Raw genomic sequence first — 26122 nt, 5'->3', positions numbered from 1 at the left:
GGTGGTAGGGCCGATCCGCTAGAACGTGCTGGTGGGCCGTACGTTATTGGCCATGTCGACCAGCGCGTACCGGTGCGCTTGACTGGTAGCCACCCGGGCCAGGCTGCGCAGCGATGCCTCGACGCCAAGGCGCAGGCCATGTTCGGTGAACGGGAAGCCGAGGATGTGATTTGTGCTGGCCGAATTCTCGGACATCCAGTCCATCGCGGTGCCCAGCACCAGCGCGCGGATCTGCAGCACCCGTGGCTCGGAATCCGGCAGTGCCTCGACCCGGCGTGCGGCATCGCGGATCTGCTCTTCGGTGAGCTCGTGTGCCGACCGCCCGGACAGCAGCGTCACCGCGCTGGTCAGCCGCGCAGTGGTGAAATGCCGTGACGACGCCGGGACTTCGTCGAGTGTGTTGACCGCTGCCGCACGATCACCCTCCACCGACTGCGCCCGAGCCAGACCGAAAGCCGCCGAAATCGAGTTGTTGTCGGTATGCCAGACGGTCCGATAGAACGGCAGCTCGTCGGACGTTGCCGCCAGCTCGGCGGTGGCCGCCAATGCCAGCTTCGGCGCCAACTCACCAGGGAAGATATCCAGTACCTCAGTGAAATGCTTTGTCGCCGAGTCGTAATCGCCGGTCAATACCTCGGAGACCGCCTTGAACCAAATCAGCCGCCAACGCCAGCCGACGCGCTCAGCCAGTTCGTCGAGCTTGCGGTTGGCCTTGGCGACGTCGCCGAGGTCAAGCAGCGCGCGCACTTCCATCAGCGGCAGCTCGATCGACTCGGTCAGATCCACGCCCTCGGCGTCCAGCACGCCGTGGCGGGCGGCGCGCAGCGAGTCCAGCGTTTGGACGGGCTGCGAGAGCACGGTCGACGAGAGGACGGTTGCGGCGATATCGGTGGGATCCACCAGCGGAACGGGCAGTGCGGTAACGATTTCGGCGGCAGTCAGCTTCTCGGCGTGGGCCAGCCCGTCGAGGTAGACGTCGGTGTGCGCCACCAGCAGCTCCACCCCGAATGCCGCACGGGTTCGGGTGAACACATTTGACAAGCCGGGACGCGGCACACCGGTGTCCTCGGCGACCACCTCGCGCAGCACACCGAGCAACTGCGCGGACATCTCCTCGGCGCTGGCGAACCGGCGGCGCGGGTCGGGATCGATGGCGCGTCGCAGCAGCCGCGCGAACGAATCGTATTTCAGCAGCACCGGGTCGTCGTCGGGCAGGCCATCGACATAGCGGCCCTTGCGGGTTCGCAGATCCAGGGTCAATGCGGCCAGGGTGCGCCCCACCGTGTAGATGTCACTGGCGACGGTCGGGCCGGTGCGCACGATCTCGGGCGCCTGGTAGCCGGGCGTGCCGTACAGGTAGCCGAACGAGTTGATCCGCGACACCGCGCCGAGATCGATCAGCTTGAGCTGCTCCTCGGTCACCATCACGTTCTCTGGCTTGAGGTCGTTGTAGCACAAGCCGATCGAATGCAGATAACCCAGTGCAGGCAGGATCTCCAGCACGTAGGCGATCGCCTCCGACACCGGAAGCTTCTCGCCCTTGGGCATTTTGAGGGACTTACCGCCGACGTACTCCATCACGATGTAACCGACCGGCTCACCGTGCTTATCGGGGTGCTCGACGAAATTGAAGATCTTCACGATCGACGGGTGAACGACCTCCGCGAGAAACTGCCGCTCGGCCATCGCGATCGCCTGCGCCTCGGCGTCACCGGAATGCACCAGGCCTTTGAGCACCACCGGACGTTCGTTGACGTTGTGGTCGACGGCCAGGTACACCCAGCCCAGTCCGCCGTGCGCCACGCACCCCTTGATCTCGTACTGATCGGCCACCATGTCGCCGGGAACAAGTTGTGGCACAAAAGAATACGCGCTGCCGCAATGCGGGCACCAGCCCTCGGAGGAGGCCTCGCCGTCCTTGGTCGAGCGGCCCACCGGCCGTCCGCAGTTCCAGCAGAACCGTTTCGACTCGGCGACAACGGGATCGACCATCAACGCCGTCAGCGGATCGATCTCCGGAAAGCGGGGGATCTCCACAAGTCCGCCGCCAAGCCGTCGGGTCGGCGAAAGCTTTCGGGCGACGGTCGGATGATGCATGGCTTCGGGCTCGGTGCCCACGCTGCCGACCGATTCGTCATCGTCGTCGTCGAAATTCGGCCGGAAGATCGCCTGGGTGGCCATCGGCCGCATCGTCGACATCGAATCGACGACGAGGTCGTCCAATGTCGCCGGCTGCGTGCCGACGTCAGGCTCTTCCGGGGTAGCCATCAGTCCACGTACCTTGGCGTCGGCGGGGCCGGCGCCGGCCCCAGCACTGTCAACCACTTGCGGTACAACGTGTTCCACGTGCCGTCGCGGCGAATGCGTTCCAGGGTGCCGTTGACGAACCGGACCAGACCGGTGTTGGCCAGGTTGATTCCGATCCCGTACGGCTCCTGAGCCATGTTCGGTCCGATGATGTGCAAATAGGGATCCTGGGCCACCAGGCCCGCCAGGATGGAATCGTCGGTGCTGACCGCGTCGACCTCACGCTGCTGCAGGGCGACCAGGCAGTCCGCCCAACTCACCACCGTCACGATGATCGGCGACGGCGCGATCTGACGCACCCGGTCCAGGGACGTGGTTCCGCTGGCGACGCACACCCGGCGCCCGGACAGGTCGGAGGCCTGCGAGATCGCCGACTCTCGCGGGGCCAGGATGCGTTGGTAGGCCATGAAATACGCGGTGGAGAAGTTCACCTGCTTACGACGCTCGCACGTGATCGTCATGGTCTTGACGACGATGTCGACGGTGTTGTTCTGCAGGGCCGTGATCCGGTCGGCCGATGACAGAATGCGGTATTCGACGGCCGACGGGGTGCCGAAGATATCGCGGGCCACCTCACCGGCGATGTCGACGTCGAAACCGGTGATCTCGCCGGTGATCGGGTCGCGGAACGAGAACAGGTTGCTCCCGACGTCGAGGCCGACGATCAGCCGGCCCCGGCCGCGGATGCCTGCCACTGCCGCGTCGGCCTCGGCCTTGGTTCCGAACGGCTTCAGGCTGGCGGTGCGATCGCAGTTGTTCTCGGTCGGATCCGGCGGCTGTGGGGGCTCGGGAGGCAGTTCCTTCATGCCGGCCGGAGTCGGCGGCGCCAGCGTCGGCACCGGGGGCGCGCCGATGTATTCGGTTTTGCCGCAGCCGGACAGGGTGATCGCCGCGGCGATCACGAGGCACAGCAGCCGACGAACTGTCATCTGTACTCACTCAACCTCGGCCACAGCCCGAGCGCCACCGCCAACGCCGCGCCGACCGAAAGCACCACACCGCCGACGGTCGTGCCCGACAGCACCCGGCGCGCCGACAGGATGTCGTTGCGGAGTTGGTTGCGGCTCTCCCGGATACCGAGGGACAGCGCGTCGTCGAGTTTGTCGAACGCCGGCGTCGAATCGTCCTCGCCGGTGCCCAGCGCCACCTGGGTGGCGGCCTGGTAGTTGCCGACCGAGATGTAGGCGTTGATGCGCTCGTCGGCTTGGCGCCACTTGGTCAGCAGCTGGTCGGCGTTCGCCAGCTCGCCTTTGGCGATGGCGTCATTGCGGGCCAGATAGTCGGCGAGCTGAGTGTGCATGGCTTCAACGCGTTGGTAGTAGGACCGCTTCCGGAGGTCTTCGTCGCCCCGGCGGATCAGCGACAGCGTCTCGTCGGCGCGGGCCTGCTGGGCGGTGATCGCCAGGTTAGTCACCGTTTTCAACGACTCGGCCGCGGTGTCCTTGGCGGCCCGGCTCCCGGCGGTGGAAATGATCAGCGCCGAGCCCACCCAGATGACCATCACGACGATGGCCAGGCCGCCGATGATCAGGCCGACATTGATCCGGCGTTTGGTTCGGTCGGCCAGCCATCGATGTCCGAACGCCCCGAACAGCAGGGTCACCGCGACCACCGCGATCACCGGCGCAGGGATCCGGGTGGAGGCCGTCGTCTCCGCGTCAACCCGCGCCGACGTCTGCTCGTAGAGCCGCTGCGCGTCGGGCAGGATCTGCTGCTGCATCAGCGCGGAGGCCTCCGAGAGGTAGGACGAACCGACCGGGTTGCCCATCCGGTTGTTGGTCCGCGCCGTCTCGATCAGGCCGGTGTAGACGGCCAGCTGTGCGTTGATCCGGCCCAGCAGCTGCACCAGGGGTTCGTCGGTGAGCCCGCTGGATGCCCGGGTGACCGCGACGGCCGCGTCGGTGATCGCCTGTTCATAACGCTGCCGTACGGCACGTGGCTCCGAGCCGGCGATGAACGCGGTGGCCGCGGCGGCGTCGGCCACCGACAGCGTGGTGTACAGCTGGCCGGCGGCGAACGACAGCGGTTCGGTGTGGTTGAGGACGGTGGTCAGCTGCGTCTGCCGATTGGTGATCGTGGTGGAGGTGGCGAACGCGGACAGGATCCCCAGCGTGGCAAGGATCAGGCCGAGGGTCAGGATCCGCCCCGGCGTGGTTCGCAGGAACCACCAGCGCGGGTGAGCGGGCACGATCGGCGTCCGTTGCCCCAACGGCTCGGTCGACGGGTGTGCCAGCTCAACGGTCACCGCTCGCGGACCTCATTCCCTGTTGCCACCGATCCACTGTTGTCCGTACCGGGATACCCGGTGTCGCTTCCTGAGACAATCCTAAGAGGTCTGGTTGAGGATGGGGTGGGATCGACCGACCTACTCCGGCGTGGCGCGCTTATCCTGAACGCGTGCGTGGGGATGGCGACGGCTGGGTGGTGTCCGATACCGGCACCCACTACTGGGGAGTGCACGGCGCCGCCGGACTGTTGTTGCGGGCACCCCGCGCCGACGGAACCCCCGCAGTTCTGCTGCAGCACCGCGCCCCCTGGAGTCATCAGGGCGGCACCTGGGCACTGCCCGGCGGCGCGCGGGACAGCCACGAAACTCCCGAACAGGCCGCGGTTCGCGAGGCTCACGAGGAGGCGGGGCTGCTCGCCGAGCATGTGCAGGTTCGCGCGACGGTCGTGACCGCGGAGGTCTTCGGCGCCAGCGGTTCGCACTGGAGCTACACCACGGTCGTCGCCGACGCCCCCGAATTGCTCACCACCGTGGCCAACCGGGAGAGCTCCGAGCTGCGCTGGGTGGCCGAGGACGAGGTGGTCGAGCTGCCACTGCATCCGGGCTTCGCCGCCAGCTGGGAACGGCTGCGCATCACGACGACGCTGAGCGCGCACGATCATGACGCATGCCGGCAGCCGGTGCCGCACACCGTCGAGATCTCCTCGGGGGTCTTTGCGTGGTGCACGTCGGCCGCCGCGGAAGTCAGCTGAGCGCCGCACGCAACCTCGCGGCGGCGGCCTGTGGATCGTCAGCCGCGGTGATCGCACGCACCACCACGATTCGCGTTGCGCCGGCAGCCAGTACCTCGGGCAGTCGCTCCTCGTCGATCCCGCCGATCGCGAACCACGGCTTGTCGGGCTGCAGCGCAGCCACCTCGCGCACCAGGTCGAGGCCAGGGGCGGGACGACCCGGCTTGGTCGGCGTCGGCCAGCACGGGCCGACGCAGAAGTAGTCGACGTCCTCGGTCAGCGCCCGGGCGGCCTCACCGATCGCGTGTGTGGATCGGCCGATCACGGTTGCGTCGCCGACGATGTCGCGCGCCACCTCCAGCGGCAGGTCATCCTGGCCCAGATGCAGGACGTCGGCGCCGGCCGCGCGGGCGATATCGGCGCGGTCGTTGACGGCCAGCAGCGCGCCGTGCCGGCCGGCCGCATCCGCCAGGATCTCCAGTGCCTGAAGCTCACCGCGCGCCTCCAGCGGGCCGAACTGTTGCTCGCCGGGGGAGCCCTTGTCCCGCAGCTGAATGAGGTCGACGCCACCGGCCAGCGCCGCGTCGGCGAATTCGGCCAGTTCACCGCGCTCGCGGCGGGCATCGGTGCAGAGGTAGAGCCGTGCGGTCGCGAGCCTGGTGTGAGGTTCGTGCACACCGCGACGGTAGCGGCTAGCGTGGACGGTTGGCACGGGAGCCCCGGGAGCGGGGCTGAGAGTGGAGCGATAACCCTCCAGACCGTCACCACCTGATCCGGGTCATGCCGGCGAAGGAAGCGAAAGGGACATGTCGATGCAATCTCTGGCCGTCATCGGGGGCGGTGTCATCGGTCTCGCGGTCGCGCGCCGCGCCTTGCTCGACGGACTTTCGGTGCGGGTGCACAGGGCCACGGGGAGCCGGGGTGCGTCCTGGGTGGCCGGCGGGATGCTTGCCCCGCACAGCGAGGGCTGGCCGGGTGAGGAGAAGCTGCTGGCGTTGGGCCTGGAGTCGCTGCGGCTGTGGCACAGCGGCTTTCTCGACGGCCTGCCCGGCGATGTCGTCACCGCACGCGAGTCGCTGGTGGTCGGGGTGGACCGCGCCGATGCCGAAGATCTGCGGACGGTCGCGGACTGGCTGTCGGTACAAGGTCATCCGGTCACCGTGACGAGGACCGCCCGCGACACTGAACCGCTTCTCGCCCAGAATATTCGGCACGGTTTCATCGCCGCCGACGAGCTGGCGGTGGACAACCGCAAGCTGGTGGTTGCCCTGGAGGCGCACTGCGACCAACTCGGCGTTCGGTGGGCGCCACCGGTGCAGCAGCTCGACGAGGCCCGCGACGGCGCCGACACCGTGGTGATCGCCAACGGTATCGATGCGCCGGCGCTGTGGCCCGGTCTGCAGGTTCGCCCGGTCAAGGGCGAGGTGTTGCGACTGCGTTGGCGGCGCGGCTGTATGCCGGTGCCGCAGCGGGTGGTTCGGGCCAGGGTGCACGGCCGTTCGGTGTACCTGGTGCCCAGGGCCGATGGTGTGGTGATCGGCGCCACGCAGTACGAGCACGGCCGTGACACCGCGCCCGCGGTGACCGGTGTCCGCGAGCTGCTCGACGACGCCTGCGAGGTGATGCCGGCGCTGGGCGAGTACGAACTGGCCGAATGCGCGGCGGGTTTGCGGCCGATGACGCCGGACAACATGCCGATCGTCGGCCGGCTCGACGAGCACACCCTGGTGGCGACCGGACACGGCCGGTCGGGATTTCTGCTGGCGCCGTGGACCGCTGAGCATATCGCCGCCGAGTTGATTGGAGCACGGGCATGAAGGTGATGGTCAACGACGAGGAGCTGGAGGTCTCCGACGACACCACGGTGTCCGGGCTGCTGCAGACCCTCGGCTTTCCCGAGCGGGGTATCGCCGTCGCGGTGAACTGGACGGTTCTGCCTCGTTCACAATGGAATTCGGCGGTGCCCGAAGGCGCCCGGGTCGAAGTGGTGACGGCGGTGCAAGGTGGTTGAGCAACTGACGATCGCGGGCCGCACATTCGGCTCGCGGCTGATCCTGGGTACCGGCGGTGCGCCGAATCTGACGGTGCTGGAAGAAGCGTTGGTGGCGTCGGGGACCGAGATGACGACGGTGGCGATGCGCCGGGTCGACGCCGAAGGCGGAACCGGCGTGCTCGACCTGTTGACCCGGCTGGAGATCACCCCGCTGCCCAACACCGCGGGCTGCCGCGGCGCGGCGGAGGCCGTGATGACCGCGCAGCTGGCCCGGGAGGCGCTCGGTACCGACTGGATCAAACTCGAGGTCATCGCCGACGAACGCACCCTGCTGCCCGACGCGGTCGAATTAGTGCGCGCGGCAGAGCAATTGGTTGACGACGGGTTCGTGGTGCTGCCCTACACCAACGACGACCCGGTGCTGGCGCGGCGGCTCGAGGACACCGGCTGTGCCGCGGTCATGCCGCTGGGCTCGCCGATCGGGACCGGCCTGGGAATCTCCAATCCGCACAATATCGAGATGATCGTGGGTGCCGCCGGTGTGCCGGTGATCCTGGATGCCGGCATCGGCACCGCCAGCGACGCCGCGCTGGCCATGGAATTGGGTTGTGATGCAGTTCTTTTGGCGAGTGCGGTGACCCGTGCCGCTGACCCGCCCGCGATGGCCGCTGCGATGGCCGCCGCCGTCACGGCCGGTCTGCTGGCCCGGCACGCCGGGCGCATCCCCAAGCGGTTCTGGGCGCAGGCGTCGAGTCCGAGCCTCGCAGCCCGGCGATGAACGCAGAGAAGAGCCGCAATCAGACCCGCCGGTACGTCGCTCTGGGCAGTTCGATGGCGGCGGGACCCGGGATCAAGCCGCGGGCCGCGGATTCACCGATGGCGGCCGGGCGCTCGGGCCGCAACTATCCGCATCTGGCTGCCGAGCAGCTGGGTCTCGATCTGACCGACGTCACCTACTCCGGGGCCACCACCGCCAACGTGCTGCGGGAGCGCCAAAACGGCGCGCCACCCCAGATCGACGCCCTGGACGGCTCGGAAGAGCTGGTGACCGTCACCATCGGCGGCAATGACGTCGGGTACGTCCCCTTGCTGTTCGCCGCTTCGCTGCCAACGATGTTGCGGTCCATGCCGATACTCGGGCCGCGACTGCGTGAGCTGCTGGATCCCTTGGCCCGCGATACCGCGCTGAACCAGGTCGGCGCCTCGCTGCGGGAGGTAGGCAGCGCAGTACGCGAGCGGTCCCCGCACGCACGAATCATGTTCGTGGACTACCTGACTCTGCTGCCGCCGCGCGGAACCCCGGCGCCGCCGCTGGCCGACGATGTCGCGGACTTGGGCCGCCACGTCGCGCAGCGACTGGCCGACGAGACGGCCGCCGCGGCGCAGGCCACCGGCTGCGAGATTCTCCACGCCGCCGACGCCAGCCGCGATCACCACGCCTGGTCGGCCGACCCGTGGACGGTCGGCGCCGGATCGCTGTTGCCGTGGCGCCCGAAGCCGTGGCATCCCAACGCCGCGGGCATGCGTGCGGTCGCCGAACTGCTCGTCGCGAGCGTCCGTCAGCCGTAGGTGTTGGCCGGCGGGTCGATGCGTGCGATCTTCGACACCTCCAGCGTCGGTATCGACGCGGTGCCCGAATATGTCTGGCCGGCAGGCACCGTGCCCGCCACCTGAAGCCAGGTGTTCTCCGGTAACGCGGCGGCGCCGGCCGCGGCCGGACCGGACAGATGCAGCCGGGCCAGCTGCGCGTCCGCAGCGCAGCAGATGATGACGATCTTGGCCAGGTCGACCCGATCGCCGTCGCGCATGGTGAACCCGGTCGTGGTGATCTGCCTGCCGTCCAGTCCCCCGACCGGGCCGACCGCGACGCGCATCAGCACCTCGGGCAGCGACACCGTCGGCGCTGCTCCGTCCGGCAGCGGCGGGAAGGACCGCGCTGCCGTCACCGTGACTGCCGCCGGTGCGGCCGCTCTGGCGCTCAATGCCGGTGGCACCACGAAGATCAGCAGCACGACCGGAACGACCAGCAGCCAGACGATGCCGTTGCGGTGTACGTGGCCGGCGTGTTCGTGGCCCGCACCTCCGCCGCGGACATCGCGCGCGATCGCGACCAGCGCCAGCGCGATCACCACCGCCGCCGAGACGGCCAGCCACGGCAGCATCGTGGGTTTGACGTAGCGGGTGTAGGCACCGGTGACCGTGACCATCACCAAGGCGATCCCGATGATCAGCAGCAGCGTGTTCTCGGTTTCGCGCCTCACAGCAGCATCACTCCCACCGCGGTCGCCAGCACGGTGGCGACCACCAGCGTGACCGGAGCGAAGCGCAGCGCGAAACTACGCCCGAACAGACCCGCTTGCATGGCAACGAGTTTCACGTCGACGGCCGGGCCGACCACCAGGAACACCAGCCGCGGAATCAGCGGGACCATCGTGAGGCTGGCCGCCACGAACGCGTCGGCTTCCGAGCACAGCGCGAGCACGAACGCCAGCAGCGCCATGGTGATGACACCGATCAGCAGGTGACCGGCGATGTGTTCGAACATCCACGGCGGCACCACAACCCGCAGGGTGGCCGCCGCGGCGGCACCGATCACCAGATAGGAGCCGGCCTGCAGGAAGTCGTGCCGGGCGGCGTCGGCGAACACGATCCAGCGAGGCTGGTCGTCGCCGCCGGTACGGGGTAGCGTGCGGGTCACCCAGCCGGGGCGCCCCCACTTCGACCACAACACCCCCATCACCACCGCGGTAGCCAGTGAGGCCACACACCGTGCCGCCACCATTTCCGGCTGGCCGGGGAAGGCCACGGCGGTGGCCACCAGCACCACCGGATTGATCGCCGGTGCGCTCAGCATGAACGTCAGGGCCGCCGCGCCCGCCGTCCCGTCGCCGAACAGGCGCCGGGCCACCGGGACCGAGCCGCACTCGCAGCCCGGCAGCGCCGCACCGGCCACCCCGGCCGTCAGCACGGCTGAGGCCGCCCGTTTGGGCAGCCACCTGGCCAGCCGTTCGGGCGAGACGAACGCGGCGATCAGGCCACTGATCACCACACCGAGCACCAGGAACGGCACGGCCTGCAAAAACACCCCGGCGAACACCGTTCCGGCGGTGGCCAGCTGCGGATTGCCCGCCACCCCGTCGCGCATCCAGGTGCCGACCAGTGCACACACCACGAGCCCCGCCACCAGGACCTCGGTCGAGGTCACCAGCCGGCGACGGGGGGCAGTCACAGTCATCGACCGACATCGTGCCACCCGAACCTGCGTGCGGGCGCATGCGTCTAACCTGGGCGCCGTGAAGTACAGACAGCTGACCGCCATGGCCCTCGCCGGTGTCGTGCTGACCGTGGCGGGATGCGATCGCTCGGCCGACTCCGCGCAGCCGGGTCCCGCGCGCACGCCGGCCGGCCAGTTTGCCGACGGGCTGCGCAAGCAGGTCAGCACCGACGCCATGTATGCCCACCTGCAGAAGCTGCAGGGCATCGCCGACGCCAACAACGGCACCAGAGCGGTGGGCAGTCCCGGGTTCGATGCCAGCGTCGACTACGTGGCGGGTGTGCTGCGCGGTAAGGGGTTCGACGTCCAAACCCCCGAATTCCAGGCCAGGGTCTGGCAGGCCGGCAAGCCGGACCTGCGCGTCGCAGGCAACGGGGTGACGGCGCGCGCCATGGAGTTCAGCCTGCCCACTCCGCCGCAGGGCGTCAGCGGACCGCTGGTCGCCGCGCCGGCCGAGGACACTCCCGGCTGCGCCCCTTCCGACTACGACGGCCTGCCCGTCAAAGGCGCCGTCGTGCTGGTGGACCGCGGTAGCTGCCCGTTCAAGAACAAGCAGGAGATCGCCGCCAAGCTGGGCGCCGTCGCGATGATCGTCGCCGACAACGTCGACGAACAACAGATGGGTGCGACGCTGGGGGAGGACACCGACGTCAAGATCCCGGTGGTGGGCGTGACGAAAGCCGACGGGGCGGCGATCCGGGCCAATCCGGGGCCGACGACGCTCAAGCTCGAGGCGAACACCGAATCCGTCAATGCCCGCAACGTGATCGCACAGACCAAGACCGGCTCGACGGGTGACGTCGTGATGGTCGGCGCCCACCTGGACAGCGTTCCCGAGGGGCCTGGTATCAACGACAACGGGTCGGGGGTGGCCGCGGTACTGGAGACCGCCGTCCAACTCGGGCCGAACCCCGATGTGAAAAATGCTGTGCGATTTGCCTTCTGGGGCGCCGAGGAACTCGGCACGATCGGGTCGAAGAAATACATCGAGTCGCTGAACGTCGATCAACTCAAAGACATTGCGCTCTATCTCAATTACGACATGATCGGCTCACCCAACCCCGGATACTTCACCTACGACGGTGACCAGTCCACACTCCCGGTCGGTGCGGTACCGCGGGTGCCGGAGGGATCGGCTGGCATCGAGCGTACGCTGGTCGCCTACCTCGAGTCGGCTGGAAAGACGGCTCAGGACACGTCTTTCGACGGCAGGTCGGACTATGACGCCTTCACTCAAGCCGGGGTACCCTCCGGCGGGCTGTTCTCGGGGGCGGAGGAGAACAAGACCGCCGATCAGCAGAAACTCTGGGGCGGCACCGCCGACGCGCCGTTCGATCCGAATTACCACAAGAGCACCGACACCCTTCAGCACATCGACAAGACGGCGTTAGGCATCCTGGGTGGCGGAGTCGCCTACTCGGTCGGTCTGTACGCCCAGGACATGGACGGCCGCAACGGGATTCCGCTGCGCGACGACCGCACGCGGCACGTGATTGATTCGCATTGAGTCAGAACTCAGATCGTACTTTCGCGGGAAAGTGCGATCTGATTTCTGACTCAACGTTGTGATCGCAGCGCCCCCAGCGCCCGCATGCCGTGATAGATCACCAGCGCGGCGATCGAGCCGAGCGCGATACCGGTGAACGTGAGATTGCCGATGTGCCAGGTGAAGTCGGCGATCCCGATGATCAGCGCGATCGCTGCGGTCATCTGGTTGATCGGCAGGCCGAAGTCCACGTGATTGGTCAGCCAGATCCGCACACCGAGTACGCCGACGAGTCCGTAGAGCACGATCGTGGCGCCGCCGAGTACCCCGGGCGGGATGGCCGAGATCGTCGCTCCGACCTTGGGGCACAACGCCAGGACGATCGCTGTCACGCCCGCCACCCAGTACGCCGCGGTGGAGTAGACGCGGGTCGCGGCCATCACCCCGATGTTCTCGGCGTACGTGGTGGTCGCTGACCCGCCGCCTAAGCCCGCCAACACCGTCGCGGCACCATCGGCGGCCAGCGCGCGCCCGGTCAGCGGGTCGGTGTCGACCCCCGTCATCTGCCCGACCGACTTCACGTGCCCGATGTTCTCGGCGACGAGCGCGATCACGGCGGGCAGGAACATCGGCAGCACCGCCAGGTTCAGCGTCGGGGTCTGGAACTCCGGCAGCCCGATCCAGCCGGCCGCTGCGATCCCCGAGGTGTCGACCTCGCCGAGAGCCAGCGCGAGTAGATAACCCGCGACCACCGCCAGGAAGATCGCCAGCCGCCCGATGATGCCGCGGAAGAACGCCAGCACCACGACGAGCAGCACCAGCGTGACAATGCCGACCAGCGGGCCCTTCTCGAAGTTGGCCTTGGCGGCCGGAGCCAGGTTGAACCCGATCAGCGCGACGATCGCGCCGGTGACGACCGGGGGCAGGGCCACCTCGATCCAGTGGGTACCGGCCAGGTGCACCACCAGACCGATGACGATCAGCAGCACCCCGACGGCGATCAACCCGCCCAAGGCGCTCCCGGCGCCGTGCGAGGCCACCGCGGCCGTCACCGGAGCGATCACCGAGAAGCTCGAGCCGAGATAGCTCGGCAGCCGATTACCGGTGATCACCAGGAACAGGAGCGTGCCGATACCGGAGAACAACAGCGTGGTGGCGGGTGGGAAGCCGGTGAGCACCGGAACCAGGAATGTGGCGCCGAACATGGCGACCACATGCTGGGCGCCGATCCCCAGCGTCCGCGTCCAGCTCAGCCGCTCATGCGGTGCGACGACGAACGTCTCGTCGGCGCGACTCTCCACCGGTGTCCAGCTCATCGGAATCACGGTCAGAAACTCAACCCCATTGCGGCCCCTCGCGCATGCTGTATCCATGAACTGGACCGCCGTCGCGCCTGGTCTGACGCAGTTCCGCGGCTACCGGCGACGGTGGTTACGAGGCGACCTGCTGGCGGGTCTGGCCGTCGCCGCCTACCTGGTGCCCCAGGTGATGGCCTATGCCACCGTCGCCGGTCTGCCCGCGGTGGTCGGGTTGTGGGCCGCGATCGCACCACTGGCGGTCTACGCACTGCTCGGGACGTCGCGGCAGCTGTCTGCGGGCCCGGAGTCCACGACCGCGCTGATGACAGCGACGGCACTGGCTCCGCTGGCCGTCGGCGACGCCGGGCGATATGCAGCGCTGGCTGCGCTGCTGGCGCTGCTGGTCGGGGTGATCTGCCTGGTGGGCGGTTTGGTGCGGCTGGGTTTCCTCGCCGACCTGTTGTCCCGGCCGGTCCTGGTCGGGTATATGACCGGCGTGGCGATCATCATGATCGCCAGCCAGTCGGGCAAAGTCATCGGCGCCCCGGTCACCGGTGACGAGTTCGTACCGCAGATCCGTTCGCTGGTCCGGGTGATCGGCGAGACGCACTGGCCGACGGTGGTGTTCTCGGCGACGGTTCTTGCGGTCCTGTTCGGATTGGCTCGGCTGTTCCCGCGTTCGCCTGGTCCGCTGATCGCCATGCTCCTCGCCACCGCGGTGGTGGCGATATTCTCGTTGGACCGCAACGGTATTCGGGTGATCGGTGAAGTCCCTTCCGGCTTGCCGTCGTTCGGGGTCAGCGGGGTCGACTGGCACGACCTTCCGACGCTGGCGGTCGCGGCAGGCGGTATCGCCATTGTCGCGTTCTCCGACAATGTGCTGACCGCCCGCACTTTCGCCGCCCGCAAGGGCGAGCACATCGACACCAACGCCGAGTTGCGGGCACTGGGGGTGTGCAACCTCGGTGCCGGAGTGTCGCACGCTCTACCGGTGAGTTGCAGCGGTAGCCGCACCGCGATCGGTGATCTGGTCGGCAGCAAGACGCAGCTGTATTCGGTTGTGGCCCTGGCTGTTCTGCTGACAGTCATGCTCACCGCGCATGGTTTGCTGGCCAGATTCCCCACCGCCGCACTGGGCGCGCTGGTCATCTTCGCCGCGCTGCGGCTGATCGACGTCGCGGAATACCGGCGGCTGGCAAAGTTCCGCCGAAGCGAACTCATGCTGGCATTGCTCACCGCCGCAGGCGTTCTGGGCCTCGGCGTGCTCTACGGGGTGCTGGCCGCGATCGCGCTGTCGATCCTGGATCTGCTGCGCCGAGTCGCGCGCCCGCATGACAGCGTGCAGGGCTTCGTCCCGGGCCTCGCCGGCATGCACGACATCGACGATTACCCGCAGGCGCAGCTGGAACCCGGCCTCCTGGTGTATCGCTACGACGCCCCGTTGTTCTTCGCCAATGCCGAAGACTTCCGCACCAGGGCGATGGCCGCCGTCGACGAAAACCCCAATCCTGTGCGGTGGTTCGTGCTCAATGCCGAGGCGAACGTCGATGTGGATCTGACCGCGCTGGATGCCTTGGATCAACTGCGCACAGATCTCAACGACCGGGGCATCGTCTTCGTGATGGCCAGGGTCAAACAAGATCTTCGTGACCAATTGCGGGCCGTCGGCCTGCTCGAGAAGATCGGCGAGGACCACATCTTCATGACCCTGCCGACCGCGGTCGAGGCCTACCGTACCCGGCGCACCGCGTAGATCAGGGCGCCGAGCATGAGCACTCCCACGCCGGCCGCGACCGCCTGCACCGGGAGCGCGACGGCCAGCACCACGCAGCCGAGCAGGCCGAGCGCGGGAACCACTCTGCGTCCCAACGTCCATGCCGAAGCATTCGCGATCGCGTAGTACACCAGCACCGCGAACGACGAAAACCCGATCACGCCACGGAGATCGGCGACCGCCGCCAGCAGAGCGACCACCACGCCGACCGCAACCTCGGCGCGGTGTGGCACAGCGAAGCGCGGATGCACGACAGCCAGCCCAGCTGGCAGGTGATGATCGCGCGCCATTGCCAGCGTGGTCCGCGAAACCCCCAGTATCAGTGAGAGCAGCGAGCCCAGCGCGGCCACCGCCGCGCCGACACGCACTACCGGCTCGAAGCCGGCCGCGCCCGCGATCCGCATCGCGTCGGCCAAGGGTGCTGCGGCCGTTGCCAACCGGTCCGGACCCAACACCGCCAGCACTGTCACGGCCACGGCCGCATAGACGGCGAGGGCAAGGCCGAGCGCGGCGGGGATGGCCCGCGGGATGGTCCGGGTCGGATCGCGCACCTCCTCGCCGAGTGTGGCGATGCGCGCGTAGCCGGCGAAGGCGAAGAACAGCAATCCGGCGGCCTGCAGTACCCCGAGTACGGTGCCGTCGCCGAGCCGCAGATACTCGGCGTCGGCCCGTCCCGAGGTCGCGGCGATCACCACCACCGCCGCCAGCACGGCCAGCACGACGGAGACGATGATCCGGGTCAGCAGCGCCGACTTCTGGATGCCGCGGTAGTTGACGGCCGTCAGCGCCACCACCGCGGCGACCGCGACCCCGTGGGCGTACGCCGGCCACACGTAGAACCCGACCGTCAACGCCATCGCCGCACACGACGCGGTCTTGCCGACCACGAAACTCCAGCCCGCGAGATAGCCCCAGAAATCGCCGAGCCGCTCGCGGCCGTAGACGTAGGTGCCGCCGGATTGCGGATAGCGGGCTGCCAGCCAGGCCGAGGACATGGCGTTGCAGTACGCGACCGCACCGGCGAGTGCCAGCCCGACCAGGAGCCATGACCCGGCAGCGGCTGCGGCGGGGGTCAACGCGACGAAGATTCCGGCCCCGACCATGGAACCGAGCCCGATGATCACCGCGTCGGTGGTGCCGAGGCGGCGCTGCAGGCTGTTCACCGGCGGCATGTTAGGCCCTGAAAATGAAATGCGGACCGGCGTGGGAGCGGTTACCCGCGCCCAGGCCGGTCCGGCACGGTCCCCCGACCCATATTTCGCGTGGCATCCTCTACAACCAACGACTACGCGTCGCCGTGCCCGATCAATCTAAGCGAAAAATCTGACGATGCCGTAAATGTTGTCGGATTTGTGACCTTGGGGTGCTCAGCGATTGCGTGCGACGTTTGCGCCTAGATAGGCGCCGTAGGCGAGTAATCCGGCCAGCGCGAGCTTCCGCGTCTTTGGCACCACCAGGGCCAGCCCGATCGCAGTCTCGATCCCGCCGTCGATGTAGATGTGCGCCAGGGTGTTGTCCGGGAAGGCCGACTTGGTCGCCGATTCGAACAGTTCGGGGCGCACGAAGTGCGACAGCCCGGTGACGGCAACGACGACTCCGGTCAACTTGATCAACGGCTCTGCAGACATCGACGTCCTCTCAGGTTCAGCTGATGCGGTAATCGGACACCGGATACGTCGACGCCTCGCGTAGTGCTTCGTGCGTAGTCATCGGGCGCAACAGCGTCGCCTCACCACTGGGATTGAAATAGTACGACCGCGACGACGCGCAGTTGCCGAGGGTGAACAATGAGGTCCCGAGCAACTCGGTCATGTGGTCGAGGTACCGGGTGTTGGCCGCCTCGGTGATCTCGAATGTGGTGGCCCCACGCTGCTTGAGTTCTCCGAAGAGCCGGTCCATGTGTCGCATCTGATATTCCATCGAGTTGAAGAAGTTCAACCCGAGGAAGGCATACGGGCTGGCCAGGCTCAGGAAGTTGGGGAAGTACGGAACCGACACGCCCTGATACGCCTGGAACCGGGTCTCCCGCCACCACTTACCCAGGTTGCGCCCGCCGCGACCGACCACCTCGATGGCCGGGAAGTTGGCTTCCCAGAGATCGAAACCCGTTGCCAGCACCAGAGTGTCGATGACAGCTTTGCTGCCGTCGTTGGCGACGATGCCGTCGGCTTCGATGTGGTCGATGCCGCTGGTCTGCAGGTGCACATTGGGTTTGGTGAACGCCCGATAAAACTTGTTCGAGAATGTGGGCCGTTTACAGCCGAAGTCGTAATCCGGAGTGAGCTTGCGTCGCAGTTCCTTGTCCCTGATTGTGGCGAACCGCCACACTTTGGAGAGGTAAGCCGCGGCCTTGTTGCCCGCCGGGAAACGGCTGTAGTGCAGGATGCCCCAGTCGACCAGCACCTCGTAGACGAAGTCGGTGACGACGCGGATCGCACGCTGGGTGAGCGGGAACCGGGCGAAGATCCGCTGGGCCCGAGCCGAGAACGGGATGTCGATTTTGGGCACCACGTAGATCGCGGTGCGCTGGTACACAGTCAGGTCGGCGGCGTCCTTGGCCAACTCGGGGATGAGCTGGACGGCGGTGGCGCCCGTGCCGATGATGCCGACCTTGCGGTTGGCCGGCTCGTAGCTGTCGTCCCACTGCGCGGTGTGGATGACCGTGCCCTCGAAGCTGTGGATCCCCGGGATCTCCGGGGTGAACGGCTGCGACAAGAAGCCGGTTGCCGTGATCAGGTAGCGCGCCACCAGGGTGTCGCCGTCGGCCAGTGTGACCCGCCACAGGTTGTCTTCCTCGTCCCATTGCGCGCTCTCGGCGCATGCGTTGAACCGGATGTGGCGGCGTACGTCGTACTTGTCGGCGACATTGTCGGCGTATTGCTTGATTTCCGCGCCGGTCGAGAACAACCGGCTCCAGTTCGGGTTGGGCTCGAAGAAGTACGAATACGTGGTGGTCGGGACGTCGACGGTCAATCCTGGGTAGTGGTTGACGTACCAGGTGCCGCCCAGGTCGTCCTCGCGGTCGAGCACGACGAAGTTGTCGAACCCGGAGCGTTTGAGCTGTATTGCCGCACCGATTCCTGCGAAACCGGCACCGACGATGATCGCGTCGAGCTGCATCGATGGCATGCGGCCAGAATACCGTACCTTACTCACGAGTAAGGTGAAGCCGTTCGGCCCGAGTCCCGGGGACCAATGTCGTCAGCGCAGGGCCCGCAGCGCGGCATCGACCGCCAGTGTGGGGACGTCGAGCGTCTTGGACCCGAGGTCGTGGCGCGCGCCGGTGATCTCGACGATCTCGACGGGCCCGGCGATGCCGTTGGCGGCGTCGCGAACCTCGTCGATGCCGCCGAACGGGTCGGAGGTGCCGTGGGTGAACACCGTCGGGACGGTGATCCCGCCGAAGTGTTCGGTGCGCAGCCGGTCGGGCTTGCCCGGGGGATGCAGCGGATACGAGAACAGTGTGAGCAGGTCCAGCAGGTCGGGGTGCTCGGCGGCGACCATCGAGGTCTGCCGTCCGCCGTAGGAGTGCCCGCCGGCGATCACCGGGCCGCCTGCCAGCGTGCGGGCCAGGGTCAGCGCCTCGACGATGCCGTCCCGGTCGCCGGCCGCCGACCCCGACGGCGGTCCCTTCGGGCGGCGCCGCCGATAGGGCAGGTTGTAGCGCACCGCGAGCCAGCCGCGCGACGCCCACTCGTCGCAGATCCTGATCAGCAGCGGGGACTCCCGGCTGCCGCCGGCGCCGTGGGTCAGCATCACCACCCCGGCCGGTGTGCCGTCCGGTTCGTGGGCGACGCCCGCGATGTCGTCGAGGCTCATGCTTGCAGCCGGAACAGCGCCGACACCGGGCCGTGTCCGCCGCCCAATGGATAGGCGGCGCGCAGGCATTCGGTGACCCAGGCCTTACCGAAGGCCACCGCCTGGGGCATCGAATACCCGTGCGCCAGTGCGCATGCGGTGGCCGCGCCCAACGTGTCTCCGGCACCGTGGTCGTGGCCGGTGTCCACCCGCGCCGCGTCGAACTCGTGGAAGTCGGTGCCGTTGTAGAGGAGGTCGGGACTGTGCGCCGAACCCCGCAGATGGCCGCCCTTGACCAGCGCCCACTGCGGGCCCAGCGCATGCAGTGCCTTGGCGGCGTCGCGCTGGGTCTGCTCGTCGACGACGTCGATGCCGACCAGCAGGCGCACCTCGTCGAGGTTGGGGGTGACCAGGCTGGCCAGCGGGAACAGTTCGGTGCGCAGGGTTTCCAGTGCTGAGGGGTGCAGCAGTGGGTCGCCGTGCATGGACGCGCAGACCGGGTCGACGACGAACGGCGTGGTGCCGGCCAGTCCGAGGTCTCGCCAGGTCCCCGCGACCGTCTCGATGATCTGCGAGGAGGCCAGCATGCCGGTCTTGGCTGCCTGCAGACCGATGTCGCCGACCACCGCCTCGATCTGGCCGGCGATGATGTCCAGTGGAATCTCGTGGAAACCCTTGACACCCAACGAGTTCTGTACGGTCACGGCGGTGACGGCGACCAGTGAGTGCACCCCGAGTAGCGCGAAGGTGCGCATGTCGGCCTGGATGCCCGCGCCACCCCCGGAGTCGGATCCGGCGATGGTCAGGACGCGCAGCGGGGTCTGGCCCAGCGGGGTCAATGGCAGAAAATTCACGCCGACGAGTTTTCCAGAGGGATGTACACCCGGTTGCCGTGTGCGGCGAACTGCTCGGATTTGGCGGCCATCGCGTCGCGAATGTCGGCCGTGATGCGCATCGAGCAGAACTTCGGCCCGCACATCGAACAGAAGTGCGCGGTCTTGGCGGGCTCGGCCGGCAGGGTCTCGTCGTGGAATTCCCGCGCGGTGTCGGGGTCCAGCGACAGGGCGAATTGGTCGTGCCACCGGAAGTCGAACCGGGCCCGCGACAGCGCGTCGTCACGTTCCTGGGCGCGCGGGTGGCCCTTGGCCAGATCGGCGGCGTGGGCGGCGATCTTGTAGGCGATCACGCCGTCCTTGACGTCCTTGCGGTTGGGCAGCCCGAGGTGCTCCTTGGGGGTGACGTAGCACAGCATCGCGGTGCCGGCCTGGGCGATGATCGCCGCGCCGATCGCGGAGGTGATGTGGTCGTAGCCGGGCGCGATGTCGGTGGCCAGCGGTCCCAGCGTGTAGAACGGGGCCTCGTCGCACAGCTCCTCCTCGAGGCGGACGTTCTCAACGATCTTGTGCATCGGCACGTGGCCGGGACCCTCGATCATCACTTGCACCCCAGCGGCTTTCGCGATCTTGGTCAGCTCGCCGAGGGTGGCCAGCTCGGCGAACTGGGCCGCGTCGTTGGCGTCGGCGATCGACCCGGGCCGCAGGCCGTCGCCGAGGGAGAAGGTCACGTCATAGCGGGCAAGGATCGTGCACAGCTCTTCGAAGTTCGTGTACAGGAACGATTCTCGATGATGAGCCAAGCACCAGGCGGCCATGATCGACCCGCCGCGACTGACGATTCCGGTGACCCGCTCGACGGTCAGCGGGATGTGGCGCAACAGCACACCGGCGTGCACGGTCATGTAGTCCACGCCCTGCTCGCATTGCTCGATCACGGTGTCGCGGTAGATCTCCCACGTCAATTGAGTGGGATCGCCCTTGACCTTTTCCAGCGCCTGATACATCGGCACGGCGCCGACCGGCACGGGGGAGTTGCGCAGGATCCATTCTCGGGTGGTGTGGATGTCGGCGCCGGTGGACAAGTCCATGATGGTGTCGGCGCCCCACCGGGTGGCCCACACCATCTTGTCGACCTCCTCGGCGATCGAGGAGGTGACGGCCGAATTGCCGATATTGGCATTGACTTTCACGGCGAAGGCCTTGCCGATGATCATCGGCTCGCTCTCCGGGTGGCGGTGGTTGGCGGGGATCACGGCCCGCCCGCGCGCCACCTCGTCGCGGACCAGCTCGGCGGGCACGCCCTCCCTGACGGCGATGAACGCCATCTCCGCGGTGATCTCGCCCGCCCGGGCCCGCTGCAGCTGGGTGCCTTCGGCGACCACGCCCGGTCGCGCGGGCAGCCCGGCGTGCAGGTCGATCACCGCATCGGAGTCGGTGTAAGGGCCTGAAGTGTCGTAGAGATCGAGGTGTTCGTCGTTGGTGAGGAGAACCCGGCGAAACGGCACCCGGGCGCCGCCGTCGAGTTCGCGGTAGACCTTCGTGCTGCCGGCTATCGGGCCGGTGGTGACGGTCGGTTCGACAAATAGATCGGTCATGCTCACTCCCTACGCCGGCATTACCCGGACAGGTTCTACGGTCGACGGCCGTCAGCCGTCCTCTCAGCGCACTCGTTGTGCGCTCCCGTGTGGTTGGTTTCCGCCGCCCACAGTAACCCATCGCCGCGGTGCGCGACCGAGCGCGAGTTTCACGTTCTGCACCGACTCTTTCGATCTTTCGCTGCGAAACGTGAAACTCGACGGCCTGATCTTGCTACCCGCGGTGTCGGTGCCCGATGACATGCTCCCGCCATGGCCAAGCGGGAGGTGTTCCTGGGCCGGGAGGCGCTGACGACCGGCCGGCTCACCAGGAGTGAACTGGCCCGCTGGTATCGGCCGGTGTTCCGCGGTGTCTACGTGCCGAGGGATTCGCCGGTGACGTTGTGGGACAGGGCGAAGGCGGCGTGGTTGGCGACCGGCCGGCAGGCGGTGGTCACCGGTGTGGCGGCGTCCGGACTGTATGGCGCGAGCTGGGTCGACGCGGACGCCACGATTGAGCTGATCACCCCGCGGCACGCGCGGCCGCAGGCAGGTCTGGTCGTCCGTCAGGAGTCGCTCGCGCCCGACGAGGTCACCAAGGTTTCGGGCATTCCCGTGGTCGTACGCGCACGCGCGGCGTTCGACCTGGGTAGGCATCTGGGACGCGGTGAATCGATCGCCCGGCTGGACTCGCTGATGCGTAACGGAGTGTTCTCGGCTGAAGATGTGCTGGTCCTGGCCAAGCGGTATCCCGGAGTGCGCGGACTCAAGCAGTTGGTCGACGTGCTGCCGTTGGTGGATGGTGGAGCGGCCTCGCCGCAGGAGACTCGCCTGCGACTGTTGTACGTCGACGCCGGCCTCCCCCGTCCGGCAACTCAAGTCCCGGTGCTGAAGGGATGGGAGGCGGTCCGGATCCTCGACTTGGGGTGGGAGGAATTCCGGGTCGGCTCGGAGTACGACGGCGACGTGCATCGCACCGACCGGCGCGCGTACGTGAAGGACGTGCGCCTGCGCCCGATCGTGGAAAGCCTCGGCTGGGCGGTCGACCACGTCATCAAGGAAGACCGCGACGCCGACATCGTCGACCGCGCCCGTCGTCTTCTGCTGTCCCGCGGTTGGAAACCCTGACCCTCGCCGGCCGGGAATCGACTTTCACGTTTTGCAGGGGTGTACTCGATCTTTGGCTGCGAAAGGTGAAATTCGAACCCGGGAATATCGATTGGCCCCATTTGATTTGTATAGCTAACATATGTGTTTCGCATACGAAACGAGATTCGCCCGTGACGACCGAGCTTGACCCTGCCCTGGCTGAAACCGACCGTCGCCGTCGCCGGATGGACCACGACCATCCGCACTACAAGTGGGTCGTGCTGTCCAACACCACGCTGGGCATCCTCCTGGCGGCGGTCAACGCGTCGATCGTCCTGATCTCACTGCCTGCCATCTTCCGGGGTATCGGTCTCAACCCCCTGGCGCCCGGCAATGTCAGCTACCTGCTGTGGATGCTGATGGGTTACCTGGTGGTGACCGCCGTACTGGTAGTGCCGTTCGGCCGTCTCGGCGACATGTACGGCCGGGTGAAGATCTACAACGTCGGCTTCGTCGTGTTCACCCTGGCGGCCGTGGCGCTGTCGTTCGACCCGTTCCATCTCGACGGCGGGGCGATCTGGCTGATCGCCTGGCGCGTGATCCAGGGCGTCGGTGGCGCAATGCTGATGTCGTCGTCGTCGGCCATCCTCACCGATGCGTTCCCCGCCAATCAGCGCGGCATGGCGCTGGGGGTCAACATGGTCGCGGCGGTGGCCGGGTCGTTCCTCGGCCTGCTCATCGGCGGCGTGCTCTCCGAGATCCACTGGCAGGCCATCTTCTGGGTGGGCGTGCCGATCGGCATCATCGGCACCCTTTGGAGCGTGCGCTCCCTGAAGGAACTGGGGGTCCGTAGCCCCGGCCGCGTGGACTGGGCCGGCACCTTCACCTTCGGTATCGGACTGACCGTGCTGCTCGTCGGGATCACCTACGGAATCCAGCCCTACGGCGACTCGACGACGGGCTGGACCAACCCACTCGTCTTGGGCTCGATCATCGGCGGCGTGCTGCTTCTGGTGGCGTTCTGTTTCGTCGAACTGCGGGTGGCCCAGCCGATGGTCGATATCCGGTTGTTCCGGTCGGCCGCTTTCGGCATGGGCAACCTCGCCGGGTTGATGTCGTCGATGGGCCGGGGCGGCTTACAGTTCATGTTGATCATCTGGCTGCAGGGCATCTGGCTTCCGTTGCACGGCTATAGCTTTGAATCCACGCCGCTGTGGGCGGGCATTTACCTGCTGCCGGCGACGTTCGGCTTCCTCGCCGCCGCACCCATCGCCGGCTCGTTCGCCGACCGGTTCGGCGCGCGGCCGTTCACCGTCACCGGCATGCTGTTGATGGCGGTGACATTCGTTGCGCTGCTGATGATCCCGGTCAACTTCAACTACTGGGTCTTTGCGGTGCTGGTGTTTCTCAACGGCCTTGGCGGCGGTGTCTTCACCGCGCCCAACACCGCAGCCATCATGTCCAGCGTGCCCGCTTCCCAGCGGGGTGCGGCTTCCGGGGTGCGGTCGACGTTCTTCAATGCCGGCAACTCGTTGTCGATCGGCATCTTCTTCTCGCTGATGATCGTCGGACTGGCGCACACCCTGCCGGACGCAATGAGCCAGGGCCTACAGGCTCAAGGCGTTTCAGCGTCGGTGGCCCACGACGTGGCCAATCTGCCACCGGTGGGCAGCCTGTTCGCCGCGTTCTTGGGTTACAACCCGATCGCCGAGTTGCTGGCACCGTACGACGCGCTGCACCAACCGGGCGTCAATGCCGACGTGCTGACTGGGCAGACGTTCTTCCCGAACCTGATCACCGGTCCGTTCCACTCGGGCTTGGTGGTGGTGTTCGGCGCTGCCGCGCTGATGATGGTGATCGGCGCTATTGCGTCGCTGTTCAGCGCGGGCCGCTACGGCGGCGATTCGGTCACCGAGGACCAGACCCCCGAGCAGGCGACGGACGAGTAGACACCGCAGGAGCGGCACTCAACGTGACTGGCTGGACAACCAGGTGTGGATTCGTTCGGCGACATCGGACCAGCGGGGCTCCAGCATCATGACGTGCCCCATGTCGGGAAAGATCTCCACATCGGCCTGATAAATACCCGCTAGGGCCGAGGCGTCTCCCTCGATTCGCGATCCGTCGCTTCCTGCGCCGAGAACCAGCAACGGTGCTGTTATGTCGCGAGCATCGGGAAGTTGGTCCACGGTTTCTCTTGCAGCGCGTGCACTTTCGGGTTCGAGGCGGGACATACACGACATCACGATGGAGTCCGGGGTCTGGGCACTGAACAAGAATTCGCGGACCAGGGCCGGAGTGCTGAATAGATCAACCGGGTTGCCGAAGACGTTACTGCGGATAACCAGCCACGGGTGACGCTTGACGGCGCGGAATGCCCATCGGCGTAGGCCTTTCGGTGTTCCGGGTGCCATAAGAACTCCGGCTGGGGCACCGTGCTTCGTAAGGTAATTCAGTACGACCCAACAACCCATCGAATGGCCGATCAGCACCGGCGGAGAAGATAGTTGGGCGACAATGGCGCCTACGTCCTCCACATAGTCGGCAAGCGAACAATCGTTGAGAGGCTTGGATGTGCTGCTGTCGCCGTGGCCGCGAAGGCTCAGGGCGATGGCGCGATAGCCCTTGTCGGCGAAGAAGTCCAGGAAGTGGTCGTCCCACAGCTGTGCCGAGCTGCAAGCGCCGTGAACAAAAAGCAGCGGGGCGGCCGACCTGGTAGCCGCCCCTTTGTCGATCAATTCAAGCAATGAGCCACCCCCTGCGAACCGGCCACGGTCCTGGGCAGCATCTTTTCATAGCATTCGCGGTGGACTGGCGGCTTCTCGGCAGTTCCCGCGGATGCGAGAACTGCGTCCGGGCCGCTACGGCGAACCGGTCACCGAGGGCCGGGCGCCCGCGCAGGCGACGGCCGAGTAGGCACCGGCGGGGCCGTCCCCTCGGCGACCCAGCGATGCAGTCGTCCGGCGGTGCGCCACATGGCGGCCTGCATCTCGTCGGGACCCAATTCGTCCTGGGCACAAGCCTTGAGACGATCGGACACCCTGACCAGGGTGACGGCTGCCACCCGGGCGGTGCGGTCGCGGGACGCTCGCATGCTCTGCGAGATCACCTCACGGAGTTCGATGAGATCGCCGACCACCCGCGCACCTCCGGCGGGTCGTTCGCGGCGATAAAGCTCGATGAGTGCGTCGATGCACGTCAACGTCTGGTGTGCGGTGCTTTTGGGAATCAGGATATCGATGTCCGAACTCACCATCCCACCCCAGCACGTCTGCGCGAACAGACCGTGACGAGCCGAGAACGGCCCGGGTTCAGCAATCCGAACGGCCGACCAGAATGAGGTCGGCCAGGGCGAACGCCGGCACGGCGAGCACCTCGGAGAGTTGGGCAGCGTAGGCGCGGGCGATCAGGGTGCCGTCGCGCCGCTCGTCGAAGTCACCGGTCAGGTCCACGGCGATCCGGCAGCCGAATGTGTCGCCCGCCTCCACGACGTCGACGCCGAGCACCCCGGCGGGCATCGGCAGTTTCGACGCGGCGGCACGCACGTGCTCCACGGTGGCTGCCCAGTCGACATAAACCGACACAAACGATCGCATCTCGATGATCGTTGTTTCGGTGACGCGCTATCGCCACCCGAACCGCCGAATGTTCACCTGCCGGTAATCGCCGCCGGCTCACGTGCCCCGGACCGATACGTCGGTGGTCACCCGATCGTGGGACTGTCCCATCCTGGCT

Annotated in this window: 25 protein-coding genes and 2 riboswitches; of the genes, 9 read left to right on the top strand and 16 right to left on the bottom strand. The window is 67.2% G+C overall.

Annotated features, from left to right (window positions below; all coding sequences use genetic code 11):
• Positions 1 to 18: 18 nt before the first annotated feature.
• Genes HPC46_RS01245 through glnX form a run of 3 tightly spaced genes read right to left on the bottom strand, consistent with a single transcriptional unit; the run spans position 19 to position 4552 of the window.
• Positions 19 to 2268 carry a serine/threonine-protein kinase PknG gene (locus HPC46_RS01245; RefSeq protein ID WP_179466383.1) on the bottom strand — a complete coding sequence of 750 codons (2250 nt, stop codon included), beginning with the start codon at positions 2266 to 2268 and terminating at the stop codon, positions 19 to 21.
• Positions 2268 to 3236 carry a glutamate ABC transporter substrate-binding protein gene (locus tag HPC46_RS01240; protein WP_179466382.1) on the bottom strand — a complete coding sequence of 323 codons (969 nt, stop codon included), beginning with the start codon at positions 3234 to 3236 and terminating at the stop codon, positions 2268 to 2270. The genes HPC46_RS01245 and HPC46_RS01240 overlap by 1 nt, the downstream gene beginning before the upstream one ends.
• Positions 3233 to 4552: a protein kinase G-activating protein GlnX gene (gene glnX, locus HPC46_RS01235; protein ID WP_179466381.1), complete on the bottom strand. Its 1320-nt coding sequence runs from the start codon at positions 4550 to 4552 to the stop codon at positions 3233 to 3235. Before glnX ends, HPC46_RS01240 begins: the two co-directional genes overlap by 4 nt.
• Before the next feature lie 152 nt (positions 4553 to 4704).
• Here glnX and HPC46_RS01230 point away from each other — a divergent pair, with 152 nt between their 5' ends.
• A complete protein-coding gene (locus tag HPC46_RS01230; RefSeq protein WP_050950495.1) occupies positions 4705 to 5286 on the top strand; it encodes an NUDIX hydrolase in 582 nt (193 codons plus the stop codon).
• On the opposite strand, the gene thiE is transcribed toward HPC46_RS01230, so the two are convergent.
• Positions 5279 to 5941 carry a thiamine phosphate synthase gene (thiE, locus tag HPC46_RS01225; protein ID WP_179466380.1) on the bottom strand — a complete coding sequence of 221 codons (663 nt, stop codon included), beginning with the start codon at positions 5939 to 5941 and terminating at the stop codon, positions 5279 to 5281. The two genes, HPC46_RS01230 and thiE, sit on opposite strands and share 8 nt — an antisense overlap.
• Before the next feature lie 24 nt (positions 5942 to 5965).
• Positions 5966 to 6077, top strand: a riboswitch (TPP riboswitch).
• On the opposite strand from thiE, the gene thiO reads away from it, so the two are divergent.
• The 4 genes from thiO (at position 6072) to HPC46_RS01205 (ending at position 8827) form a co-directional block, all read left to right on the top strand.
• Positions 6072 to 7082 (top strand): glycine oxidase ThiO, encoded by a 1011-nt coding sequence (gene thiO / locus HPC46_RS01220; RefSeq protein ID WP_179466379.1) that lies wholly within the window; start codon positions 6072 to 6074, stop codon positions 7080 to 7082. It overlaps the preceding riboswitch by 6 nt.
• Complete coding sequence (gene thiS, locus HPC46_RS01215) at positions 7079 to 7276, top strand: sulfur carrier protein ThiS (RefSeq protein WP_179466378.1); 198 nt, start codon at positions 7079 to 7081, stop codon at positions 7274 to 7276. Before thiO ends, thiS begins: the two co-directional genes overlap by 4 nt.
• Entirely contained in the window at positions 7269 to 8036 is a 768-nt protein-coding gene (thiG, locus tag HPC46_RS01210; RefSeq protein ID WP_179466377.1) for a thiazole synthase, read from the top strand. The genes thiS and thiG overlap by 8 nt, the downstream gene beginning before the upstream one ends.
• Positions 8033 to 8827 carry an SGNH/GDSL hydrolase family protein gene (locus HPC46_RS01205; RefSeq protein WP_179466376.1) on the top strand — a complete coding sequence of 265 codons (795 nt, stop codon included), beginning with the start codon at positions 8033 to 8035 and terminating at the stop codon, positions 8825 to 8827. The genes thiG and HPC46_RS01205 overlap by 4 nt, the downstream gene beginning before the upstream one ends.
• On the opposite strand, the gene HPC46_RS01200 is transcribed toward HPC46_RS01205, so the two are convergent.
• A complete protein-coding gene (locus tag HPC46_RS01200; protein ID WP_179466375.1) occupies positions 8818 to 9519 on the bottom strand; it encodes a TIGR03943 family putative permease subunit in 702 nt (233 codons plus the stop codon). The two genes, HPC46_RS01205 and HPC46_RS01200, sit on opposite strands and share 10 nt — an antisense overlap.
• Positions 9516 to 10493, bottom strand: a complete 978-nt coding sequence (locus HPC46_RS01195) for a permease (RefSeq protein WP_179466374.1) — start codon at positions 10491 to 10493, stop codon at positions 9516 to 9518. Before HPC46_RS01195 ends, HPC46_RS01200 begins: the two co-directional genes overlap by 4 nt.
• A gap of 82 nt (positions 10494 to 10575) precedes the next feature.
• On the opposite strand from HPC46_RS01195, the gene HPC46_RS01190 reads away from it, so the two are divergent.
• On the top strand, positions 10576 to 12039 hold the full coding sequence (locus tag HPC46_RS01190) for a M28 family metallopeptidase (RefSeq protein WP_179466528.1): 1464 nt from the start codon (positions 10576 to 10578) through the stop codon (positions 12037 to 12039).
• Positions 12040 to 12089: 50 nt separating this feature from the next.
• Here the strand turns inward: HPC46_RS01190 and HPC46_RS01185 are convergent, their stop codons facing one another.
• Positions 12090 to 13334: a uracil-xanthine permease family protein gene (locus HPC46_RS01185; RefSeq protein WP_218893523.1), complete on the bottom strand. Its 1245-nt coding sequence runs from the start codon at positions 13332 to 13334 to the stop codon at positions 12090 to 12092.
• 55 nt (positions 13335 to 13389) lie between these two features.
• Here HPC46_RS01185 and HPC46_RS01180 point away from each other — a divergent pair, with 55 nt between their 5' ends.
• Positions 13390 to 15069, top strand: coding sequence for a SulP family inorganic anion transporter (locus HPC46_RS01180; protein WP_179466372.1), 1680 nt, complete (start codon positions 13390 to 13392; stop codon positions 15067 to 15069).
• On the opposite strand, the gene HPC46_RS01175 is transcribed toward HPC46_RS01180, so the two are convergent.
• The 6 genes from HPC46_RS01175 to thiC form a co-directional block, all read right to left on the bottom strand.
• Positions 15045 to 16262 carry an APC family permease gene (locus tag HPC46_RS01175; RefSeq protein ID WP_179466371.1) on the bottom strand — a complete coding sequence of 406 codons (1218 nt, stop codon included), beginning with the start codon at positions 16260 to 16262 and terminating at the stop codon, positions 15045 to 15047. The two genes, HPC46_RS01180 and HPC46_RS01175, sit on opposite strands and share 25 nt — an antisense overlap.
• 195 nt (positions 16263 to 16457) lie before the next feature.
• Positions 16458 to 16718, bottom strand: coding sequence for a DoxX-related protein (locus HPC46_RS01170; RefSeq protein WP_179466370.1), 261 nt, complete (start codon positions 16716 to 16718; stop codon positions 16458 to 16460).
• A 16-nt stretch (positions 16719 to 16734) separates the two neighbouring features.
• A complete protein-coding gene (locus HPC46_RS01165) occupies positions 16735 to 18219 on the bottom strand; it encodes a flavin-containing monooxygenase (protein ID WP_179466369.1) in 1485 nt (494 codons plus the stop codon).
• Positions 18220 to 18291: 72 nt separating this feature from the next.
• Positions 18292 to 18909 carry an alpha/beta hydrolase family protein gene (locus tag HPC46_RS01160; RefSeq protein ID WP_179466368.1) on the bottom strand — a complete coding sequence of 206 codons (618 nt, stop codon included), beginning with the start codon at positions 18907 to 18909 and terminating at the stop codon, positions 18292 to 18294.
• Positions 18906 to 19742, bottom strand: a complete 837-nt coding sequence (gene thiD, locus HPC46_RS01155) for a bifunctional hydroxymethylpyrimidine kinase/phosphomethylpyrimidine kinase (protein WP_179466367.1) — start codon at positions 19740 to 19742, stop codon at positions 18906 to 18908. The genes HPC46_RS01160 and thiD overlap by 4 nt, the downstream gene beginning before the upstream one ends.
• The gene (gene thiC, locus HPC46_RS01150; protein ID WP_179466366.1) at positions 19739 to 21319 is read right to left on the bottom strand and encodes a phosphomethylpyrimidine synthase ThiC; all 1581 of its coding nucleotides are present in this window, start codon (positions 21317 to 21319) and stop codon (positions 19739 to 19741) included. Before thiC ends, thiD begins: the two co-directional genes overlap by 4 nt.
• A riboswitch (TPP riboswitch) is annotated at positions 21309 to 21418 on the bottom strand. Its footprint overlaps the gene before it by 11 nt.
• 153 nt (positions 21419 to 21571) lie before the next feature.
• Between thiC and HPC46_RS01145 the strand changes: the two genes are divergently transcribed.
• Together HPC46_RS01145 and HPC46_RS01140 are read left to right on the top strand one after the other, a co-directional pair.
• A complete protein-coding gene (locus HPC46_RS01145; protein ID WP_179466365.1) occupies positions 21572 to 22426 on the top strand; it encodes a putative endonuclease domain-containing protein in 855 nt (284 codons plus the stop codon).
• Between the two features lie 206 nt (positions 22427 to 22632).
• Positions 22633 to 24336 (top strand): MFS transporter, encoded by a 1704-nt coding sequence (locus HPC46_RS01140; protein ID WP_218893580.1) that lies wholly within the window; start codon positions 22633 to 22635, stop codon positions 24334 to 24336.
• 18 nt (positions 24337 to 24354) lie between these two features.
• Here the strand turns inward: HPC46_RS01140 and HPC46_RS01135 are convergent, their stop codons facing one another.
• From HPC46_RS01135 to HPC46_RS01125, 3 genes are all read right to left on the bottom strand, one after another.
• Entirely contained in the window at positions 24355 to 25134 is a 780-nt protein-coding gene (locus tag HPC46_RS01135; protein ID WP_179466363.1) for an alpha/beta hydrolase, read from the bottom strand.
• 128 nt (positions 25135 to 25262) lie between these two features.
• Positions 25263 to 25640, bottom strand: coding sequence for a hypothetical protein (locus tag HPC46_RS01130; RefSeq protein WP_179466362.1), 378 nt, complete (start codon positions 25638 to 25640; stop codon positions 25263 to 25265).
• Positions 25641 to 25698: 58 nt separating this feature from the next.
• Entirely contained in the window at positions 25699 to 25983 is a 285-nt protein-coding gene (locus tag HPC46_RS01125; protein WP_179466361.1) for a hypothetical protein, read from the bottom strand.
• Between the last annotated feature and the right edge of the window lie 139 nt (positions 25984 to 26122).

Origin of the sequence: Mycolicibacterium vinylchloridicum (assembly GCF_013404075.1) — a bacterium.
Classification (GTDB): domain Bacteria; phylum Actinomycetota; class Actinomycetes; order Mycobacteriales; family Mycobacteriaceae; genus Mycobacterium; species Mycobacterium vinylchloridicum.
This window is presented reverse-complemented; position numbering and strand designations above follow the sequence as displayed.

Bases quoted from the DNA above. Each gene is read 5' to 3' on its own strand.
- HPC46_RS01125 (WP_179466361.1), bottom strand. From the start codon at position 25,983: ATGCGATCGTTTGTGTCGGTTTATGTCGACTGGGCAGCCACCGTGGAG.
- HPC46_RS01205 (WP_179466376.1), top strand. From the start codon at position 8,033: ATGAACGCAGAGAAGAGCCGCAATCAGACCCGCCGGTACGTCGCTCTG.
- HPC46_RS01180 (WP_179466372.1), top strand. From the start codon at position 13,390: ATGAACTGGACCGCCGTCGCGCCTGGTCTGACGCAGTTCCGCGGCTAC.
- HPC46_RS01190 (WP_179466528.1), top strand. From the start codon at position 10,576: ATGGCCCTCGCCGGTGTCGTGCTGACCGTGGCGGGATGCGATCGCTCG.
- HPC46_RS01185 (WP_218893523.1), bottom strand. From the start codon at position 13,334: ATGAGCTGGACACCGGTGGAGAGTCGCGCCGACGAGACGTTCGTCGTC.
- HPC46_RS01145 (WP_179466365.1), top strand. From the start codon at position 21,572: ATGGCCAAGCGGGAGGTGTTCCTGGGCCGGGAGGCGCTGACGACCGGC.
- HPC46_RS01140 (WP_218893580.1), top strand. From the start codon at position 22,633: ATGGACCACGACCATCCGCACTACAAGTGGGTCGTGCTGTCCAACACC.
- thiS (WP_179466378.1), top strand. From the start codon at position 7,079: ATGAAGGTGATGGTCAACGACGAGGAGCTGGAGGTCTCCGACGACACC.
- HPC46_RS01195 (WP_179466374.1), bottom strand. From the start codon at position 10,493: ATGACTGTGACTGCCCCCCGTCGCCGGCTGGTGACCTCGACCGAGGTC.
- HPC46_RS01175 (WP_179466371.1), bottom strand. From the start codon at position 16,262: ATGCCGCCGGTGAACAGCCTGCAGCGCCGCCTCGGCACCACCGACGCG.
- thiC (WP_179466366.1), bottom strand. From the start codon at position 21,319: ATGACCGATCTATTTGTCGAACCGACCGTCACCACCGGCCCGATAGCC.
- HPC46_RS01165 (WP_179466369.1), bottom strand. From the start codon at position 18,219: ATGCCATCGATGCAGCTCGACGCGATCATCGTCGGTGCCGGTTTCGCA.
- HPC46_RS01160 (WP_179466368.1), bottom strand. From the start codon at position 18,909: ATGAGCCTCGACGACATCGCGGGCGTCGCCCACGAACCGGACGGCACA.
- HPC46_RS01170 (WP_179466370.1), bottom strand. From the start codon at position 16,718: ATGTCTGCAGAGCCGTTGATCAAGTTGACCGGAGTCGTCGTTGCCGTC.
- HPC46_RS01240 (WP_179466382.1), bottom strand. From the start codon at position 3,236: ATGACAGTTCGTCGGCTGCTGTGCCTCGTGATCGCCGCGGCGATCACC.
- thiO (WP_179466379.1), top strand. From the start codon at position 6,072: ATGTCGATGCAATCTCTGGCCGTCATCGGGGGCGGTGTCATCGGTCTC.
- HPC46_RS01245 (WP_179466383.1), bottom strand. From the start codon at position 2,268: ATGGCTACCCCGGAAGAGCCTGACGTCGGCACGCAGCCGGCGACATTG.